11 protein-coding genes are annotated in these 18562 nt (G+C 69.9%); 5 read left to right on the top strand and 6 right to left on the bottom strand.

What is annotated here, in order from left to right:
- Nucleotides 1–54 precede the first annotated feature (54 nt).
- On the top strand, nt 55–3339 hold the full coding sequence (locus RPX00_RS30650; protein WP_406630598.1) for a GH92 family glycosyl hydrolase: 3285 nt from the start codon (nt 55–57) through the stop codon (nt 3337–3339).
- Nucleotides 3340–3438: 99 nt separating this feature from the next.
- On the opposite strand, the gene RPX00_RS30645 is transcribed toward RPX00_RS30650, so the two are convergent.
- Entirely contained in the window at nt 3439–5457 is a 2019-nt protein-coding gene (locus tag RPX00_RS30645) for a glycosyltransferase (protein WP_406630597.1), read from the bottom strand.
- On the bottom strand, nt 5454–6062 hold the full coding sequence (locus RPX00_RS30640; protein WP_406630596.1) for a DUF998 domain-containing protein: 609 nt from the start codon (nt 6060–6062) through the stop codon (nt 5454–5456). The genes RPX00_RS30645 and RPX00_RS30640 overlap by 4 nt, the downstream gene beginning before the upstream one ends.
- A gap of 380 nt (nt 6063–6442) precedes the next feature.
- Between RPX00_RS30640 and RPX00_RS30635 the strand changes: the two genes are divergently transcribed.
- On the top strand, nt 6443–7012 hold the full coding sequence (locus RPX00_RS30635; RefSeq protein WP_406630595.1) for an OmpA family protein: 570 nt from the start codon (nt 6443–6445) through the stop codon (nt 7010–7012).
- Nucleotides 7009–8178, top strand: a complete 1170-nt coding sequence (locus tag RPX00_RS30630) for a polysaccharide pyruvyl transferase family protein (RefSeq protein ID WP_406630594.1) — start codon at nt 7009–7011, stop codon at nt 8176–8178. The genes RPX00_RS30635 and RPX00_RS30630 overlap by 4 nt, the downstream gene beginning before the upstream one ends.
- Here the strand turns inward: RPX00_RS30630 and RPX00_RS30625 are convergent.
- Together RPX00_RS30625 and RPX00_RS30620 are read right to left on the bottom strand one after the other, a co-directional pair.
- A complete protein-coding gene (locus RPX00_RS30625; RefSeq protein ID WP_406630593.1) occupies nt 8171–9487 on the bottom strand; it encodes an MFS transporter in 1317 nt (438 codons plus the stop codon). The genes RPX00_RS30630 and RPX00_RS30625 overlap by 8 nt on opposite strands.
- A gap of 220 nt (nt 9488–9707) precedes the next feature.
- Entirely contained in the window at nt 9708–10448 is a 741-nt protein-coding gene (locus RPX00_RS30620; RefSeq protein WP_406630592.1) for an IclR family transcriptional regulator, read from the bottom strand.
- Nucleotides 10449–10575: 127 nt separating this feature from the next.
- Here RPX00_RS30620 and RPX00_RS30615 point away from each other — a divergent pair, with 127 nt between their 5' ends.
- Both RPX00_RS30615 and RPX00_RS30610 read left to right on the top strand, forming a co-directional pair.
- Nucleotides 10576–11757, top strand: a complete 1182-nt coding sequence (locus RPX00_RS30615) for an acyl-CoA dehydrogenase family protein (protein ID WP_406630591.1) — start codon at nt 10576–10578, stop codon at nt 11755–11757.
- The gene (locus RPX00_RS30610; protein WP_406630590.1) at nt 11757–12947 is read left to right on the top strand and encodes a CaiB/BaiF CoA transferase family protein; all 1191 of its coding nucleotides are present in this window, start codon (nt 11757–11759) and stop codon (nt 12945–12947) included. The genes RPX00_RS30615 and RPX00_RS30610 overlap by 1 nt, the downstream gene beginning before the upstream one ends.
- Here RPX00_RS30610 and RPX00_RS30605 read toward each other — a convergent pair.
- Both RPX00_RS30605 and RPX00_RS30600 read right to left on the bottom strand, forming a co-directional pair.
- Nucleotides 12944–16837 carry an amino acid adenylation domain-containing protein gene (locus RPX00_RS30605; RefSeq protein WP_406630588.1) on the bottom strand — a complete coding sequence of 1298 codons (3894 nt, stop codon included), beginning with the start codon at nt 16835–16837 and terminating at the stop codon, nt 12944–12946. The two genes, RPX00_RS30610 and RPX00_RS30605, sit on opposite strands and share 4 nt — an antisense overlap.
- 260 nt (nt 16838–17097) lie before the next feature.
- On the bottom strand, nt 17098–18534 hold the full coding sequence (locus RPX00_RS30600; protein WP_406630586.1) for an LCP family protein: 1437 nt from the start codon (nt 18532–18534) through the stop codon (nt 17098–17100).
- Between the last annotated feature and the right edge of the window lie 28 nt (nt 18535–18562).

Below are 18562 nucleotides of genomic sequence, written 5' to 3'. Positions count from 1 at the left end.
ATCTTCGTGCCGGTCCGCGTGATGACAACGTTGTCAGCCTGGAGGTACGCGTCCATGGGGTCGCAGAAGAGACGGATGGCCGCGGTGTTCGTCGCGGCCGGGCTGGTGTCGGGGGTCGTTCACGCCACCGCCGCGAATGCTGCCGCCGCGAGCGCGGCCCCGGCGTCCCCGCCTGATCCGGTTTCGCTGGTCAATCCGTTCGTCGGCACGCAGAACTTCGGCAACACCTTTCCCGGAGCCAGCGCGCCCTTCGGCATGGTCCAGGTCAGCCCGGACACCGGCGGCCAGGGCGGCTACGACTACCAGCAGAACTCCATCTACGGCTTCAGCCAGACCCACCTCTCCGGCGTCGGCTGCGGCGTCATGGGCGAACTGCCGGTCATGCCGACCACCGGCGCGGTCGAGTCGGTGGACAAGAACGTCTACAAATCCGAGTACCGCCACGACGACGAGAAGGCCGAGCCCGGCTACTACCGCGTCGGGTTGAAGAAGTACGGCGTCGACGCTGAGGTGACCGCTACCCCGCGCACCGGATGGCAGCGTTATTCATTTTCATCCGCCGGGCAGGCCAATGTTCTGTTCAACACCGGCCAGGCGAACCAGTCGGTGAAGGATTCCGAAATCCACGTCGTCGGCGACCGGACCCTCGAGGGTCGCGTGCGCGCCGGTGGGTTCTGTGCCGGGCACGACGAGCACACCGTCTACTTCACCGCCACTTTCGACCGTCCCTTCGCCTCCTACGGCACCTGGCGCGGCACCACCCGCACCGCCGGGAGCCGGGACGCTTCGGGGGCCGGCGGCAATGGTGCGTGGGTCAGCTTCGATGCTGCCGCTGATCATGACGTCGTCCTCAAAGTGGGACTGTCTTACACCGGTCTCGCCGGCGCGCGTGAAAATCTCACAGCGGAAACCGGCGACAGTTACGACTTCGACGCCACCCGCGCTGCGTTGCGGAAGCAGTGGGCGGATCGGCTCGGAGCGATCAAGATCAGCGGCGGTACTACCGAACGGCAGACCGCGTTTTACACCTCGCTCTATCACGCGCAGCTGCATCCGAACCTCGCCGGAGACGTCAGCGGCGACTACGCCGGGTTCGACGGCAAGGTGCATCGGGCCAGCGGTTACACGCCGTATCAGAACTTCTCGCTCTGGGACACTTACCGTCCGCAGAACCAGCTGCTCGAGATGCTGGAACCCCAGGTGGCGAGGGACGTCGCGCTGTCGGTGCTCGCGATCGGCCGCGACGGCGGCTGGTTGCCGAGATGGGCGCTGGCGGGCTCCGAGACGAACATCATGACTGGCGACCCGGTGACGCCGTTCCTCGTCGAGGCCTGGTCGAAGGGGTTGTTAACCGGTCACGAGGACGAGGCGTACGGGCTGTTAAAGAAGAACGCGACCAGCACGCCGCCCGCGGACTCGCCGTACAACGGACGCTCGGGCGTGAACTACTACAACGACCGTGGCTATATCCCGAGCGGGCTCACTCTCGGCAAGAATTGCGCGGACAAGGGCGGCGACAACGACTGCGAGCATCCGACCTCCGCGACGATGGAGTACTCCGCCGCCGACGCCGCGCTCGCGTTGATGGCCGAGGGCCTGGGACATCGGGCCGACGCGCGGATGTTCGCCGATCGCGGGCAGTGGTACCGCAATGTGTGGAACGCCGCCGACAAGCAGTTCCGGCCGCGCACCACGGACGGCACCTGGCTCACGCCGTACGACCCGGTCGACGCCGATCACCAGTTCCACGAGGGCGGCGCGTACCAGTACCAGTGGCTCGTCCCGCAGGATCCGGCCGGGCTCACCGAGCTGATGGGCGGCAAGCGAGCCACCGAAAAACGGCTCGATTCCTTCTTCGCCTACGACAACCTGCTCAAGGACCCGGCCGGAACCGCGCGCAAGGACTGGATCGCCAGCCCGTACGACTATTACGCCAAGGCCACCTACAACCCCAACAACGAACCCGACCTCCTCTCCCCCTACATGTACAACTGGGTCGGCGCGCCGGCGAAAACCGCGACCGTCGTCCGCGCGGCGATGACCTTGTTCACCACCGGCCCGGACGGCATGACCGGCAATGACGACCTCGGCACGATGTCCGCCTGGTACGTCTTCTCGTCGCTCGGCCTGTACCCGACGATGAGCGGCGCGAACTTCCTCGCCGTGTCGAGCCCGCAGTTCGAGTCGGCGACTGTCCGGATCGGACAGTACGAGGGCAAGCAGGGCGGCACGCTCACGATCACCGCGCCCGGCGCGAGCGACACGAACCGTTACGTGCAAAGCGTTTCGCTCAACGGCCGGGATGTCCGGCAGAGCTGGCTCGACTGGTCCGCGGTCGCGCACGGCGGGACGCTCGCTTACCAAGTCGGCGCGCAGCCGTCACGCTGGGGTACGCAGCCGGGCACGGAACCGCCGTCGGTGAACAAGGCCGCGGGCGATCTCCGGCGGCATGTGGACGCGACGCTCCGGTCGAGTTCCGTAGTGCTGCCACAGCAATCCGCGGCGCAGACTGTCCACTTGAACCTCGACGTGCTTGGGCAGAATCCCGGCACCCAGCCGGTCTTCGTGACCTCGTCGGCACCGTCCGGCTGGCGAGTGCAGACCGAACCACTGCAGCTGTTGTGGTCCTTCCAGCTGCCGACGCAGAAGACCGCGCCGATCACGGTGACCGTTCCCGGAAACACTCCCGTCGGCACGTATTCGGTTCAGGTCAAGGCATCTGGTCCGGGAGCGAACACCGTCACCCGCACCGCGAGCATCGAGGTCCGCGAACCGACGGTGTGCGCGGCGACGTCCGGGACGCAGTGCGCCGTCGACCTCGCCCACGACCGCAACCACGACGGCACCGCCACCGTCGCCGCGTCCACGGAAGGCAACTTCGACGGCAGCGGCTGGAGCTACGACGCCGCGCTGCTGCCGCCAGCCGGAACCTTCGTCCACAATGGAATTACCTACGCCGCGCCCGATCCTAACGGGACAGCGCCGAATTTCGTGGAAGCACGCGGGCAATCGCTGCTGCTGCCCGCCGGGAAGCACCAGTCGGTCCAGGTGATCGGCTCGTCGCACAACGGCCCGGTGGCTACCGCGTTGACCTTGCACTACAGTGACGGATCCAGCGCGGATCTCCCGATGACGTTCGGCGACTGGGCCGGATCGACCCCGTCCGGGACGGCCGTCGTGCTCGACCTGGCGCATCGCATCAAGGCAGGCAGCGGTGTCGACGGACCGCCGGTGCGGCTGTTCGGCCTGAATTCCACAGTGGACAGCGGCAAGACCGTCCAGTCGGTCAGCCTGCCGAACGACCCGCGAGTCCAGCTTTACGCGATCACTCTCGCGTAAAGCCTGGCCGGGTTCGCCGGATCCCTCCCCTCGTCCGGCGAACCCGGCCACCCCCAGCCCCCGCTCCCCCAAAACCCCAGCCCCAGTCCTCAAAAAGTCTCAGGCAGCCTGGCCCGCGGGCACCGCCGCGACCCGGCCCATCGCCTCGGCGTAGCAAGCCTCGAAAGCATCCAAAGTGGACTCCAGCGCGTGCCCGGCGATCATCTTGCCGCTCGCCGCCCCCATCCGCGCCAGTGTCGCAGGGTCGGCGAGCACCGCGCGCAGCCGCTCGGCCAGCTCCCCCACGTTGCCCGGCTCGAAGAGCCAGCCGTTGTATCCCGGACGGCACAAGTGCGGCAACGCCATCGCGTCCGCGACCACCACCGGCTTCCCGGCCGCCATCGCTTCCATCGTCGCGAGGCTCTGCAGTTCGGCGATGCCTGGCATGCAGAAGAGATCCGTGGCCGCGTAGGCGTCCAGCAAGTCCTCTTCGGACACAAACCCGCGGAACCGCACCCGGTCGGCGATACCGAGATCGGCCGCCAGCTTTTCCCATTCCGCCCGGCAAGAACCGTCGCCGACGATCTCCGCCCTCAGCCCAGGCAGGAGAGCGACTGCGCGCAACAGCTCGTCGACGCGCTTCTCCTCGTCAAGCCGCCCGACGAACAACACCGTCGGATCGTCCGACGACCGCGAAACCGCCCGCGACCGGTAGCGATCGATGTCGATGCCACAGGAGACCGCGATCGCCCGATGCGGGAAACCGTTGTCGTGCAACAGTTCCACCGCACGCGGGGTCGGCGCGGTGACCACCCGGGCCGACGAGAACACTCGCGTGAGGTCGCGCCACGCCCACCGCGAAGCCGCGCCGCGCAGCCAGGTCGGCACGCGCACGTGGCCGAACAGGTTCTCCGGCATGAAGTGGTTCGTCGCCACCCCCGGCACGCCCGTCGCGGCGGCGTGCTTCAAGACGTACCGGCCGACCACGAAATGCGCTTGGACGTGCACGAGATCCGGGCGCAGCTCGTCCAGCAGCGCGGCGACGTCCTTGCTCACCTCCCACGGCAGGCCGATCCGGAAGGTCCGGTGGAACGGGGTGCGATGCGACCGCACGCGGTGCACCGTGACGCCGCCGTCTCTTTCGGTGCGGGCCGGGCCCTCCGGGTCGACGGTGATCACGTGCACCTCGTGCCCCCGGCCGGCGAGGCCGGTGGACAGCCGGTACGCGAACTGCGCCGCGCCGTTGACGTCCGGCGGATAGGTTTCGGCGGCGACCACGATGCGCAAAGCCCGGTCGTCGTTCACAGGGTGCTCCGATCTGGTGGAGTGGACAGAAGAAGTGCCGCGGCTCAGCACCGCGACGCCGCCGACCGCCAGCACCGCGGCGGTCAGCGCGACCGCGGTCGCCGTCGCGTCGAGGTGGGTGGCTTCGCCGAGCACGCCGGCCCCGAGACCCACCGCGACCAGCGGATCCACGACCGTCAGGCAGGCGACGGCGAGATGCGGCGGACCGCACCGGTAGGACAGCTGCACGAGCCAGCCGCCGGCCAGCAGCGCCGCCGCCATCGCGGCGACCGACACCGCGGTGCCGAAGCCGAGAGTGCCCTCGCGCACTTCGAGGGCGACCGCGCGCATCAGTACCGACACGAAGCCGTAGGCAGCGCCGCCGGCCGCGCCGAAACACAGCCCGCGGATCGGCGGGCGAGAGGAAATCGCGCCGATCAAGGTCAGCAGCGCCACGGCCCCCAGCACCAGCAATGCCGCCCGCACCTGGGCGTCGGCACTGACCTCGGTGCTCGTGGTGCTGCCCGCGGCGACGGTCACGAACGTCCCGACGCCGAGCATGGTGACCGCGACCGCGGGCAGATCCCGCCGCCGCCGGTCGAGAATCGCGGTGATCGCGACGGCGATGACTCCGACCGGCTGCACGACGGTCAGCGGAGCCATGCCCAGCGCGATCGCGTGCACGCCCGCCCCCGAACCGAGCAGGGCGAGCCCGCCGAGCCAGCGCGGCGCCCGGATCAGCTCCCCGATCCGCGGCCGGCCGGGCAGCCCGGTGACCACCCGGTGCTGCAGAAGTGCGCCCACGGAAAAGAAAACCGCCCCGAGCGCGGCGAGCAGAATGGCGAAGACCGTCATGCGGGCACCTCGGTTCGCGCCGTCGCGGTGATGGCGAAAAGCTGTGCGTAGAGCAGGGCGTACAACACGCGTTCGAACAACCCCAGGAACTCGGGCACGGACTGCTCCAGCAACGGCAGGTGCGCCAGCAGAAACGCGAGCGAAGCGGCACCCGACGCCAAGGACAGCCAGCGCACCGCCGTCGCCTCCGGCCGCCGGCGCGCCAGCAACCAGCCGGCCAGCGGCAGGCACACGAACATCGCCGCACCCGCGTATCGGTGCACCGCACCGGAAAACGACGTCTCGACCCCGGTCGGATCGGTGGGGAAGAACGTCGCGACGACCAATCCGGCCGCCCACAACGCGATCAGCACCGACTCCGGGCTGCCCTTCGGCAACCCCTGTTTGAGCAGGGCGTGCCGCACCGCCAGCGACGCCGCCGCCAGCCCGAGCGAAGCGGCCGCGAGCAGCACCGCCCCGCCCGGCGGGAAGACGTAATCGCTGATCACGTCGCGGACCGGGTCGATCTCGCCCGCCACCACGTGCAACAGGAGGATCGGCACCAGCGAAAAGGCCAAAGCGAAGCCGGCGAGCATCGGTGCGGTCGCCATGGCCTTCCGCGTCATGAGGGTCACATCGCTCAGCATGCTGGCGGCCGTGAGCGGTCGACATCGGGGAACACCCTGAGATGCACCCCTGGAATCCGCGGCGGGTTTGCCTCCGACCGGACCGGACGCGCGCCTCCGGTTCACCGCTCGGCGAACCGCCCAAGCCGGGCTGAATAGGACGTTATACACCAGCCGACCGACTGTCCATTGTGGACTGATCGGGTCCCTCACCCGGGTGGATGTCGGTTCCGGCGGGCGGCACCGCGAGCCGCCGCCCGCCCTGCTGACGGCGCGAAACCGCGGGACCGCCGGGACGCGCCGCCGGGTGAGCCGCGGTTGCCGCCGCACTGACCCCGTGTTCAGATCCCGGCGAACCCAGCCGAAGGAGCGCAATTCTCATGCAGAGGGCACTCGTCAAAGCGGTCGTCGGGGCCGCAGCTGTCATCGCGCTGGTCAGCGCGTGCGGTTCGGACGGCTCGAAGGACTCGTCCGGGTCCGGCGCGTCCGGGCAGAACACCGCGCAGTCCGGAGCCGCCCAGTCCGGGGACGCCGGGCAGAACGGCGCGTCGGGCCAGAACGGTGCGTCCGGCCAGAACGGGGCGGACGGAGCGAACGGGCAGAACAGCCCGGCCGCACAGCAGGTCACCGCCGCGATCCAGCAGGCAGCGCAGGCCTCGCCGATCAAGTTCGAGCCGGAGAAGGCCGAACTCACCGCCAAGGCCAAGGAAGGCCTCGCCGCGATCGCGAAAGCCATGCAGGGCAACGATGTGAAGCTGAAGGTCGAAACGCACGCCGGGTACCCGGACGCGGAAAAGGCGAAAAAGCTTTCCGAAGAGCGCGCGCAGGCGATCACCACCGCGCTCGAAGGCGACGGCGTAGCCAAGGACCGCGTGCAGGCCGAGCCGAGCGGAAGCGAAAAGGCGCAGGGCGAGCAGGCGTTGGACACGCAGCTCAGCGTCGCTTCGTGACCCGTGCCCCTGTTCCCCGCCGGCACTATCTGGTCGGGCCGAGCGGCTATCCGAACTTCGGCGACGAGCTGATCGCCGCGGCCTGGATCCGCCGCTTGGCCCGCACCGAACCGGATGCCGAGGTCTGGCTCGACACGCATTCGCCGGGACCGGCCCAGCATTTGTTCGGCGATCTGCACCCGCGGCTGCGCTGCACCGACACCTTGTGGCGGCTGTGCGGCGAAGCGCCGTCAGACGATCCGTGGGAAGTCGCGTCCTGGGTGCAAGGCGCGGTGCACGACCCCGGTCGCGCACCGCGCTGGGACGCGGGGATCGAACTGCTCGGCCAGCTCGACGTCGTGCATCTGATCGGCGGCGGGTACGTCAACGCGTTGTGGCCGCGGCACCTCGGCTTGGTCGCCGGGGCCGCCGCGGCCGCACAGCGTTCCGGCGCGCGCTCGGCGATGACCGGACAGGGTTTCGTCCCGTTCCCGCCGGGCGCGGCCGGGCTGCTGCGCGCGCTCGCCGAGCGGTTCGACGTCGTCGACGTCCGCGACGATCCGTCCGCAGAACTCCTTCACGGCGTCGCGGCTGTCGAACGGACCTGCGACGACGTCTTCCTCGACCCGCACCCGCCGACAACGCCGACGACGCGGGAGTTCGTCCTTTGTGTACAGTCCGACATCGGCGCCGAGCCGACGTCCACGCTTGCCGCGCAGGTGCTCGACCTGGTGCGCGCGTGGCGGCTGCCACCGGGAGAACTCGCTGTGGTGGAAGGGATTCCGCGCGTCGACCGCGAGGTTTTCGCGTTGCTGGAACACGAACTTCCGGGCGCGGAGTTCCACCCGTTCCGCGACGTGTGGCACCGCGGCCTGCCGCTCGCGCCGGGGCAGACGTGGCTCTCCAGCCGCTTCCACCTGCACCTGGTCGCCGCGGCGGCGGGCGCGACCGGCGTGGCTTTCGACGTGTCGCCGGAGTACTACACCACGAAACACCGAAGCCTCATCGAACTCGGTTCCGGGTGGACACTCGTGGCCGCCGGGGCCGAGAAACCGCCGGAACGTCCTTCCGGCACTGGGTTTCCGGCGCACGTCCTGCATCACTGCGCGAACCTGAAACGCTCGGTCGCCGAGGCCGTCTACGGTCCGGACACGCCGAAGACGCGTCGGTGGCCCCGGCTCAGTTGAGTGCGCCGCGGCTCTGATCGGCGAGCGCGCCGAGCCCGATGCACAGCGCACCCGCGACGAACAGCAGGGAAACGCCCCAGGTCGCGTGCGTCGCGGACGCTTCCACGATCGCCAGCGCGGCCAGCGGCGCGAGTCCGCCGGACACCGCTCCCCCGACCTCGCGCCCGGTGCCGAGGCCGGTCGAACGGACCTCGGCCGGGAACTGCTTGGCCAGGAACGCGCCCTGCGCCGACAGCATCGCCGGCACCACGATGCCGGTCGCGATCACCAGGCCGAGCCAGATGAACCAGCTGGTGCCGGTGTCGAGCAGCCAGAAGAACGGGAAGGCCAGCAGACCGGTCGCCACCGCTCCGGCGACCACGACCTTTTTCGCCCCGACGCGGTCGCTGATCCACCCGGCGACCGGCACCGTCACGATCGCCATGCCGCTCGCGATGCTGATCCCCAGCGCGCCGATATTCGCTGGAACGCCGCGGAAATTCGTCAGATAAGCGAGCGAGAAAGTCTTGAACACATAGCTGACGCCGTTGTAGCCGATGGTGATCACCATGACCACGGCCAGCGCGCGCCAATCGCTGCGGAACAATTTCACCAGCGGCCGGTTCGCCCAGCCGCGCGGCCGGTTTTCCTTGCGCTGCACCATCTTCTCGAACTCCGGCGTCTCCGGCACCCGGCGGCGCACCCACAGCCCGACGCCGACGAGCAGGAAACTGGCGAGGAATGGGATCCGCCAGCCGAAACCGTGCAGGAATTCCTTGTCCAAAGTGGTCAGTCCGGCGACGGCGAGCGACGAGACGAGCAGCCCCACGTTCACGCCCAGCGCCGGCCAGGAACCCTGCCGCCCGCGTTTGCCCGGATCGGCGTGCTCGTAGGCGACCGCGATCGCGCCGCCGAATTCCGCGCCCGCGCCAAGTCCTTGCAGCAGCCGCAGCACCACGAGCAGCACCGGCGCGAGCAGCCCGGCGCTCGCGTAGCTGGGCAGCAGCCCGATCCCCGCCGAGGAAACGCCCATCAGCACGAACGTCCAGGACAGCACCTTCTTCCGGCCGATCCGGTCGCCGAGAGCACCGAACACGATGCCGCCGATCGGCCGGGCCAGGAACCCGACGGCGAAGGTCGCGACCGAGGCCATCGTCGCGGTCGCGTCGTTGCCCGGCGGGAAGAAGACGTGGCCGAACACCAGCGCGGCCATCGAGGCGTAGAGGTAGAAGTCGAACCACTCGAGCGCGGAGCCGACGACCACCGCCACCCCGACTCCGCGCGGGGCTTTCCGGGTCGTGCCAACGCTGTCGTTCACCACACTGGGCATGGTCCTGCTCTCCGGAACTGGGGCACGGGCGAGCGGAAGCCAGCCTGCGCGCGCCGTTGCGTGCGTATTTGGGAACGCTTGATGCGTATATCCGGATGCTAAGAGACCGCCGACACACCGGTCAAGGGCGTCGTGAGTGTTGATCACGGTTCTGGCCGGGATCGGCGCTCCCGTGACAGGAGCCGGGCGCAGCGGGCCGGGCAGGCCTCGCGCGTGGCGATCAGCCCTGGCGGGAGGCTTCCCAACGCTGGACGACCGCCGCGGTGATGCCGGCCAGTGCGTCGCCGATTTCGGGCAGCCGTTCGGAAATCCGCGTGGTCGGGCCCGCGACCGCGATCGCCGCGACCACCTCGCCGTCGACCAGGATCGGCCGCGCCGCCGCACTCACGTCGGGCAGCGTTTCGCCGCGGTTGAGCGCCACCCCTTCGGCGCGGACGGTCTCGAGTTCGTCCATCGCGGCCCGCACGCAGTCGGCGTCCGGGAGCACGGACTTCAGGTACGCCTCGCGCCGGCGCGCCGACCAGTGCGCGAGGAAGATCTTGCCCGCGCTCGGCGGGTAGAGCGGCCGCCGGGTGCGCAGCGGCGCGGAGTAGCGGATCGGCTGCTCGGACTCGACCGCGTCCACGTAGATCAGCGAATCGCCGACCGCGGCGCCGAGCATCACCGTCTCGCCGAACCGGCGGCGCAGCTCCTCCAGCGCGGGCCGGGCCGCGGTCGCGATGCCGGGCAGGCCGCCGGTGAGCAGGTTCCCCAGCGCCGGGCCGAGCCGGTACGTGCCGTCCGCCTCGATCAGGTATCCGGTCGACACCAGGCCTTTGACCAGGCCGAACACCGAGGATTTCGGCGCGTCGAGGGCGACCGACAGCTCGTGCAGCCGCATCCCGGGCTGGCGCGCGACACACTCCAGGATGCTGGTGACCCGCCCGACCGTCCGATGGGCTTTGGCGGTCGATTCGGTCACGGCGGCCTCCCCTGCGTTCGTAGATGCGAATCCTAACGCGGCGATCACCCCGGACGGCGCTTGACCCGAGCCGCGCGCCGTCCTACGTTGGCCGCATATCCGAACTTAGCGTTCTCATATACGCACGATGGAGAGCAGCACTGTGGACTTCCAGCTGAGCCAAGACCAGGAGGACATCCGGCGCGCCGTGCGCGAGCTGGCCGCCCGGTTCCCCGACGAATACTGGGCCGAACGCGACGAGCGCGGCGAGTTCCCGCGCGAGTTCTACGACGCGTTCGCCTCGGCGGGCTGGCTCGGCATGGCGATCCCGGAGCAGTACGGCGGCGGCGGGCTCGGCATCCTCGAAGCCGCGCTGCTGCTGGAAGAGGTGGCCGCGTCCGGGGCGGGGATGAACGGGTGCAGCACGATGCACCTGACGATTTTCGGGCTCAACACGATCGTCAAGCACGGCAGCGAGGAAATGCGCCAGGAGATCCTGCCCGGTGCGGTCGACGGTTCGCTGCACGTCTGCTTCGGCGTGACCGAACCGGACGCGGGCACGGACACGACGCGGATCTCCACTTTCGCCCGGCGCGACGGCGATTCCTACGTCGTGCACGGCCGGAAGGTCTGGATCACCAAGGCCGGCCAGTCGCAGAAGATGGTGCTGATCGCCCGCACCACCCCGCGCGAGGAGGTGGAGAAGCCGACCGACGGCATGTCCCTGTTCGTCGTGGACATCGAGTCCGACGCGGTGCAGCTGCGCGCGATCCCCAAGCTCGGCCGCAACGCGGTGTCGTCCTACGAGGTGCTGATCGACGGCCTGCGAGTGCCGGAATCGGCGCGCGTCGGCGAGGAGGGCAAGGGCTTCCGGTACCTGCTCGACGGGCTCAACCCGGAACGCATCCTGCTCGCCCACGAAGCGCTCGGCATCGGCCGGGCGGCGCTGCGGCGGGCAGTCCGGTATGCCGGGGAGCGGCAGGTGTTCGGCCGTCCGATCGGGCAGAACCAGGGGCTGGCGTTCCCGCTGGCCGAGGCCGCGACCCGGCTCGACGCGGCGGAGCTGATGGCGCGCAACGCCGCCTGGCGCTACGACCGCGGCTTGCCCGCCGGCAAGGAGGCGAACATGGCGAAATGGCTGTGCGCGGACGCCGGCTTCCAGGCCGCCGACCAGGCGATCCAGACCCACGGCGGGATGGGGTACGCGCGGGAGTACCACGTCGAACGGTACTTCCGGGAGGCACGGCTGCTGCGGCTCGCGCCGATCAGCCAGGAAATGGTGCTGAACTACGTGTCCCAGCACGTGCTCGGGCTGCCGAGGTCGTACTGATGGGAGCGCTCGACGGGCTGCGGGTGCTGGACCTTTCGCGGGTGCTGGCCGGGCCGTACTGCACGCAGATGCTGGCCGACCACGGCGCCGAGGTGGTGAAGGTCGAATCGCCGTCCGGCGACGAGACGCGGGGCTGGGGTCCGCCGTTCCTTTCCGAGGGGACCAGCGCGTACTACGCGAATCTCAACCGGGGCAAGAAGAACATCGTGCTCGATCTGTCCGGTCCGGACGGTCGCGAACTGCTCGGCACGCTGCTGGCCGGCGCGGACGTGGTGGTGGAGAACTTCAAGGCGGGCACGCTCGCGCGCTGGGGCTGGCCGGACGAGACGATCCGGGCGGAGTACCCGGCGCTGATCCATTGCCGGATCACCGGGTTCGGCACCGACGGGCCGCTCGGCGGGCTGCCCGGGTACGACGCGGTGCTGCAGGCGTACGGCGGGCTGATGAGCGTGAACGGCGAGGCCGACGGGCCGCCGTTGCGGATCGGGGTGCCGGTCGTCGACGTAGTGACCGGGGTGCTGGGGTTTTCCGGGATTCTGCTGGCGCTGCACGAGCGGGAACGGTCCGGGCTCGGTCAGCTGGTGGATTGTTCTTTGCTGGACACAGTGATCAGCTTGTTGCATCCGCATTCCGCGGCGTGGCTCGCGGACGGTGCGGTGCCTCGGCGGACAGGTTCAGCGCATCCGTCGATCGCGCCGTACGAGACTTTTTCGACGGCGGACGGACTGTTCTTCGTGGGTGCGGGCAATGACCGGCAGTTCGCGGCGTTGGCCGAAGTACTTGGTGCGCCAGGGCTGGCTGCCGACCCGCGGTTCGCGTCCAATGCCGACCGGGTGAGCAATGTGGACGCGTTGCGGGCCGAGCTGAGTGTACTGATCGGACAGTACAAACGGGACTCGCTGACTCAGCTGTTGCTGGCCAAGGGTGTTCCGGCTTCTCCGGTGCACGACATCGCGGAGGCGATGAACGCTCCGCAGGTGCGGCACCGGGAGATGGTGGTGGAGCGGGACGGGTATCGCGGGGTCGGGGTGCCGGTGAAGCTCGGCCGTACGCCGGGTTGTGCGGCGGAGTCGCCTCGGGAGCCAGGAGCGGATACGCGGGAGGTGCTGGCGGCTGCGGGATTGTCCGAAAAGGAGGTCGATGCCGCGCTCGAAAGCGGAGCGGCGCGCATCGACCTCCCCCGCACCTAGGCCGTCACCGCCAGGGACGGACCGGCGTGCCCCGCCACCGGGTGCGCGCCGGGACTGTCTCCCCCGCCATCACCAGCGACCCCGAACCCACCGTCGCGCCTTCGGAAATCCCGCTGCCGGGCAGCTGGAACGCGCGCGGCCCGAGGGTCGCGCCGGGGCCGAGGCGGACCGGGTCCAGCCGCATGACGCGGTCGTGGAACAGGTGCGTCTGCAGCACGCAACCGCGGTTCACGACCGCACCGTCGCCGAGGTGGACGAGGTCCGTTTCGGGCAGCCAGTAGCTCTCGCACCAGACGCCGCGTCCGATGCGGGCGCCGAGGGTCCTCAGCCACCAGTTCAGCACCGGCGTGCCGAGGAACGATCCGGCGAACCACGGGACGGCGAGCGTCTCGACGAAGGTGTCGTACAGCTCGTTCCGCCACACGAACGCGCTCCACAGTGGATGGCGGCCAGGCCGGAAGCGGCCGACCAGCGTCCATTTCGCCAGCGTCGTCAGCAGTGCGGCGACGAGACCGGCCGACACGAACACGACGGGAGCGAGCGCGGCGGCGACCCAGAAGCCGTCGGCGATGTCCACTCCGGACAGTACCGCGGTCACCGCGAGTCCGAGCAGGCCCGCAATGAGCAGCGGCGCGATCCGGCAGGATTCGACCACTGCGCGCGCTATCTTCAACCGGCGCGGCGGCGCGAAAGTGCGGGCGGGGTCGACAGTGTCGGCGGTTCGACGCAGCTCCAACGCGGGGCGGCCGAGCCAGGAAGTGCCGTCCGGGACGTCCGCCGGGGTGTCGGACAGGACGCCGACCAGCGCGCCGGAGCCGAGTGTCCGATCTGGACCGACGACGGCGGAGTTGCCGACGAAGGCGCGTTCTCCGACTTCTGGAAACGCCTAGCCGGACCCAGCCGCGGTCCAGTTCGTACGGTGCGGCGAGGACGTCGTCGGCGAGAAACGCGCCGTCTCGCACGCGCAGCAGCGACGGCAGACTGAGCACTGTGGACAGTTCGACGTTGCGGCCGATCCGTGCGCCCAGGAGTCGCATCCAGACCGGAGTCGCCAGCGCCGCGTAGAGCGGGAACAGCTGCCGTCGGGCGATTTCGAGCAGTTCGTGCACGAACCAAGCCGCCCAGCCCGCGCGGCTCAGCACCGGATAGGTGCCCGGCCGCACCGCCAGGCTGGCCAACCGGGCGAGCCCGACGATCGTCAAGGCGTACAAGACGATTCCGGCGAAGACGAGCAGCGGCGTCCACGGCAGGATCGCCAGCGCGGCGCTGCCGGGGTTGTCCGCTGCTGGGATCAGCAGCAGCGCGACCACGATCAACGGGATCGCGGACACGAACATGAACACCGACCGCAGCGTCCCGCCGAGCGCGAAAGCCAGCGAGTACCGCTTCGCCCGCGGTGCCGCTTCAGTGGGCCGCGATGGGCGTTCACCGGACGGTCCGGCCGGGGAACCGCCCCAGATCGCGCCGTCCGGCACGCGGGTGTCCAGTGTGGAGCCCGGCAGCAGTACCGACCCGGCACCGAGATCGGTACCCGGCAACAGCGTGCTGCGGCCGCCGACCCGGGCCCCGGCGCCAACTCGGACGCGGCCGATCCGCAGCACCGAGCCGTCCAGCCACCAACCGGCCAGGTCTGCCTCGGGCTCGATCGCGCAGCCGTCGCCGAAGTCGGCGAGTCCGCTGATCGGCGGCGGCGAGTGCAGATCCACGCCGCGGCCGACGCGGTTGCCGAGCAACCGGGCGTATGGCGCGGCGAGTGGGGTCCCGGTGACCCCCGGCGGGCCGACCACGGCAGCGAACCGTTCCGCCGTCCACAGTCGCATGTGGACAATGCCGCCGCGGCGGTACTCCCCTGGCGTAAGCTTCCCGCGCAGCAACCGCACGCCGCCTGCGGCGAGGAGCATCCGTCCGGGCGGGCTCAGCAGCACCAGCCACGCGGGAACCAGGATCCACCACGACATCCGCGGCAGCCAGTGCACCGGCAGCACCAGCGAAACCAGTGCGCCGAGCAGAGAAACCGAAAGCAGCCACCGCATTCCGGAGAGCGCCAGCAAAACCAGCTGCACCCCGGCCTGCCACCATCCGCTGCCGCGCACCGCCGCGACCTGAGGCTCTTCCGCTGCAACCGTTTCGACCGGCGCTCCGGCGAGCCGTTCGTACAGCTCACGTGGCGTCGGGCAGGAGTACACATCGGACACTGCCGCGCCCGGATACCGCTCGCGCAGCACGGAAACGAGCCTCGCGGCTGTCACGCTCGAACCGCCGAGGTCGAAGAAGTCGTCGTCCGGTCCGGCAGCGGTTCCCAGATGTTCGCTCCACACCTGCAACAGCCAAGCCAGCTTCGGATCGGACGGCACCGCCGGCACGGCTGTTGGTTCATCCAGCGGCCACGGCAACGCGTCGCGGTCGAGCTTGCCCGACGCGCGAACCGGCAGATCCGGGACCAACGCCAGCCGTGGCACCAAAGCCGCCGGGAGCCGGTCCCGCAGCAGGCTGCGCGCGGCGGCCCGGTCGAAACTTTCGACCTCCGGCACCACGTAGCCGACCAGCACCTGCGCGCCGCTGTCCGTGCGACGCACCACCGTCGCGGCCGCAGCGACGCCCGGCAGCGCCCGCAGCGCGGCGTCGATCTCGCCCAGCTCGACGCGCCGTCCGCCGATCTTGACCTGACCGTCCGCGCGGCCGACGAATTCCAGTCCTTCCGGCACCGCGCGCACCAGGTCGCCGCTGCGGTACGCGCGGCTCCAGCCGAGCCCCGGCAGCGGCACGAACTTCTGGGCATCCTTCGCCGCGTCGAGGTACCGGGCGAGCCCGGCCCCGCCGATCACCAGCTCGCCGCTGCGGCCCCACGGCACCGGGATGCCAGCCGGGTCCGCCGGGTCGACGACCGCGAGTTCCCAGCCGTCGAGCGGCAGCCCGATCCGCACCGGTTCGCCCGCGCGCAGCCGCTGCGCACACGCGACGACGGTGGTTTCCGTTGGGCCATAAGTGTTCCAGATTTCCCTTTTGCCGTCGTCGAAGCGCGTCACCACCTCCGGCGGGCACGCTTCGCCGCCGAGGATGAGCAGCCGGACCCCGGCCAGAGTGTCCACTGGCCACAGTGCGGCGAGCGTCGGCACCGTCGACACGACCGTCACGCCGCGCTCCACCAGCCACGGCCCGAGGTCAGCGCCCGCGCGGACGAGCGAGCGCGGAGCCGGGACCAGGCACGCGCCGTGCCGCCAGGCCAGCCACATTTCCTCGCACGACGCATCAAACGCGACACTCAGCCCGGCCAGCACACGGTCGCCCGGCCCGAGCGGCTGCGCGGCGCAGAACAACCGGGCCTCAGCGTCCACAAAGGCCGCTGCCGCGCGATGCGTGACGGCGACGCCCTTCGGTTTGCCGGTGGAGCCGGAGGTGAAGATGATCCAGGCGTCGTCCTGCGGTTGCGGACGGACCCGCGGCCACTGTGGTCCGCGCGACGGAGGCAATCCCGCGTCGCTCAGCACCAAGCTCACCTGGGCTTCAGTCCACACTGTCTCGGCGCGGTCGTCTGGATCGTCGGCGTCGACTGGGACGTAAGCCGCACCGGTGGCGAGAACGGCGAGAATGCTGCGGTAAAGCGCCGCCGTGCCGGACGTCATCCGGATGCCGACCCGGTCACCCGGCACGATTCCGGCGGTGCGCAAGCGTCCGGCGAGTTCTTCGACCTGTGCGGCGAAATCGCGGTAGGTCGCTTTTTCGGTTCCGTCGTCAAGGGCGAGCGCGTCCGGGTGCTGGCGCACCGTTTCGGCGAAAATGTCGTAAAGCGTGCGCGCGGCGGGTGCCGGACCTGCCCGGTAAACCGCCGTCGACTCTTCGGCGAGTCCTTCGGGCGCGGCTGTGCGCGCCCGATCCGCGTCCAGCGTCACAGGAAACCTCTTTCCAGGAGAACAGGAGTCACGAAACCGGCCGACCACCACTCAACAATGGGCGGCGTGAGGCCGGGCTGAAGCAGCAGCGCCGTTCCTGGCGCTGAAAACAGGAATAACGGGCAATCAGCGGGCCGCGACTGTGCGACCGGTCACTGGAGCCCGGACATCGGCGGACAAATAGCCGCCGTTCTCACTCGAGCGAGTTAATTTCGGCATTCGTTCTCAACGGGTTCACAGGATCGTTGCGCTACTCCCGTTCACCGCACGCACGGCACCCCGCCTCCGGACAATTCGTCGGCAGGCGAAACCGGGGCGACCGGCACCGGCTCCACCTGGGCGGCCTTTTCCCGGAAATCGGCACCGAGCACCAGCTTCAACTCCCCCGCCGGCAACGCACCGTCGTAGCTGACGGCGTACCCGCCGCCGAGCGCTGCCACGAGCTTCGCCGCCGAGGCGGAATCCCCGCGCCCGTAACGGACCACGGTGTGGTGCGTGTGCTTCGCATTAGCCGCGTGCCCGGCTCGATATCCCCGCGACGGCAGCGTCTTCAGCACGTGAGCAGCCGCACCCTCGCGCCCGCTCGCGTTCACCACGTCCACCGCGGGCCCGGCCGTCGCGGCGGGCGGCGGCGGGACCGTCCGGCCGAGCAGGCGCGCCGCCGCGGCACGGATTTTCTCCGGATCGACGATATTGACGTCTTCGCCCTTGGCGTCTTTTTCGAACCGTTCGACCGGAAGCGACGCCAACGTCAAATCTCCCCCGGCGAATGATTCCGCCTGATGCGCGAGCGCGTTGAGGTCCAGCCCGGAATCGACGGCGACGTTCTGCTTGGCGACCGAAACCAGCTGCCCGAGTTTCTCCGGATCTCCGAACACCCGGCCTTCTTTCAGCTGATGCGCCAGCGAAACGAGAAACGCCTGCTGCCGCCGTTCCCGGTCCAGGTCGGTGAACTCGTGCCGCGGATCGCGCCGTTGCCGCACGAACGCGAGCGCCTGCGCGGCGGAAATCCGCTGCTGGCCGCTCCGGAAATCCGCTCCCGAATAGCTGTCGCGAGTATCGCCGGCCAGGCACACTGTGATCGGCTGCACGACCTCAGCGAGTTGGAAGAATCCGACCAGGGTGACTTCGACGAAATGGTCCACCGCGGCCCCTCCGAGGAACTGGCGCACCGTCGCGACTTCCGCCGCGCGGCCGGCGTCCCGGGACCTCTGTTCGCGAACCGCTTTGTCGGTGACGCCCTGCGCGGCGAGCCGATGGGATTCGGCGGAGAACGCGTACCCGTAAGCCTCCTTGATCCTGCCCTGGCACACCCCGTCCGGACAGCCGGCGAGATCGGTGCGATCGTCGCGCGGAATGGAGATGACCGTCGGATGCCCGCCGTCGGCCGGGACGTGCAGCAGCATCAGCACGTCCGCGTGATAGCCGCCGGCGCGCTGGTCGCCCGCGTGCAGCTGTTCGTACAGCCCGGCGGGCAGCGGTTCGCCCCGCTCGTCGAGCCGCGAGTCGAGCCCGATGACCAGAATGTTCGTGTCCCCGCCGGACCGCGCCTGCCCGTCGAGCGCGGTGGACGTCGTGACCCCGGACAGCAGCGCGCGCAGCTCGGCCCAGCCGTACGCGGCCCCGCCCAGCAGAACCGCGACCAGCACGACGACGCCGATCCGTTCGGCCCAGTGCCCGTTCGCGCGCTTCACCACTCACCGCTCCTCCCTCCGGCGCACCCGG

Source organism: Amycolatopsis sp. WGS_07, assembly GCF_045278895.1.
Classification (GTDB): domain Bacteria; phylum Actinomycetota; class Actinomycetes; order Mycobacteriales; family Pseudonocardiaceae; genus Amycolatopsis.
This window is presented reverse-complemented; position numbering and strand designations above follow the sequence as displayed.

Bases quoted from the DNA above. Each gene is read 5' to 3' on its own strand.
- RPX00_RS30650 (WP_406630598.1), top strand. From the start codon at position 55: ATGGGGTCGCAGAAGAGACGGATGGCCGCGGTGTTCGTCGCGGCCGGG.
- RPX00_RS30625 (WP_406630593.1), bottom strand. From the start codon at position 9,487: ATGCCCAGTGTGGTGAACGACAGCGTTGGCACGACCCGGAAAGCCCCG.
- RPX00_RS30640 (WP_406630596.1), bottom strand. From the start codon at position 6,062: ATGACGCGGAAGGCCATGGCGACCGCACCGATGCTCGCCGGCTTCGCT.
- RPX00_RS30645 (WP_406630597.1), bottom strand. From the start codon at position 5,457: ATGACGGTCTTCGCCATTCTGCTCGCCGCGCTCGGGGCGGTTTTCTTT.
- RPX00_RS30635 (WP_406630595.1), top strand. From the start codon at position 6,443: ATGCAGAGGGCACTCGTCAAAGCGGTCGTCGGGGCCGCAGCTGTCATC.
- RPX00_RS30615 (WP_406630591.1), top strand. From the start codon at position 10,576: ATGGAGAGCAGCACTGTGGACTTCCAGCTGAGCCAAGACCAGGAGGAC.
- RPX00_RS30610 (WP_406630590.1), top strand. From the start codon at position 11,757: ATGGGAGCGCTCGACGGGCTGCGGGTGCTGGACCTTTCGCGGGTGCTG.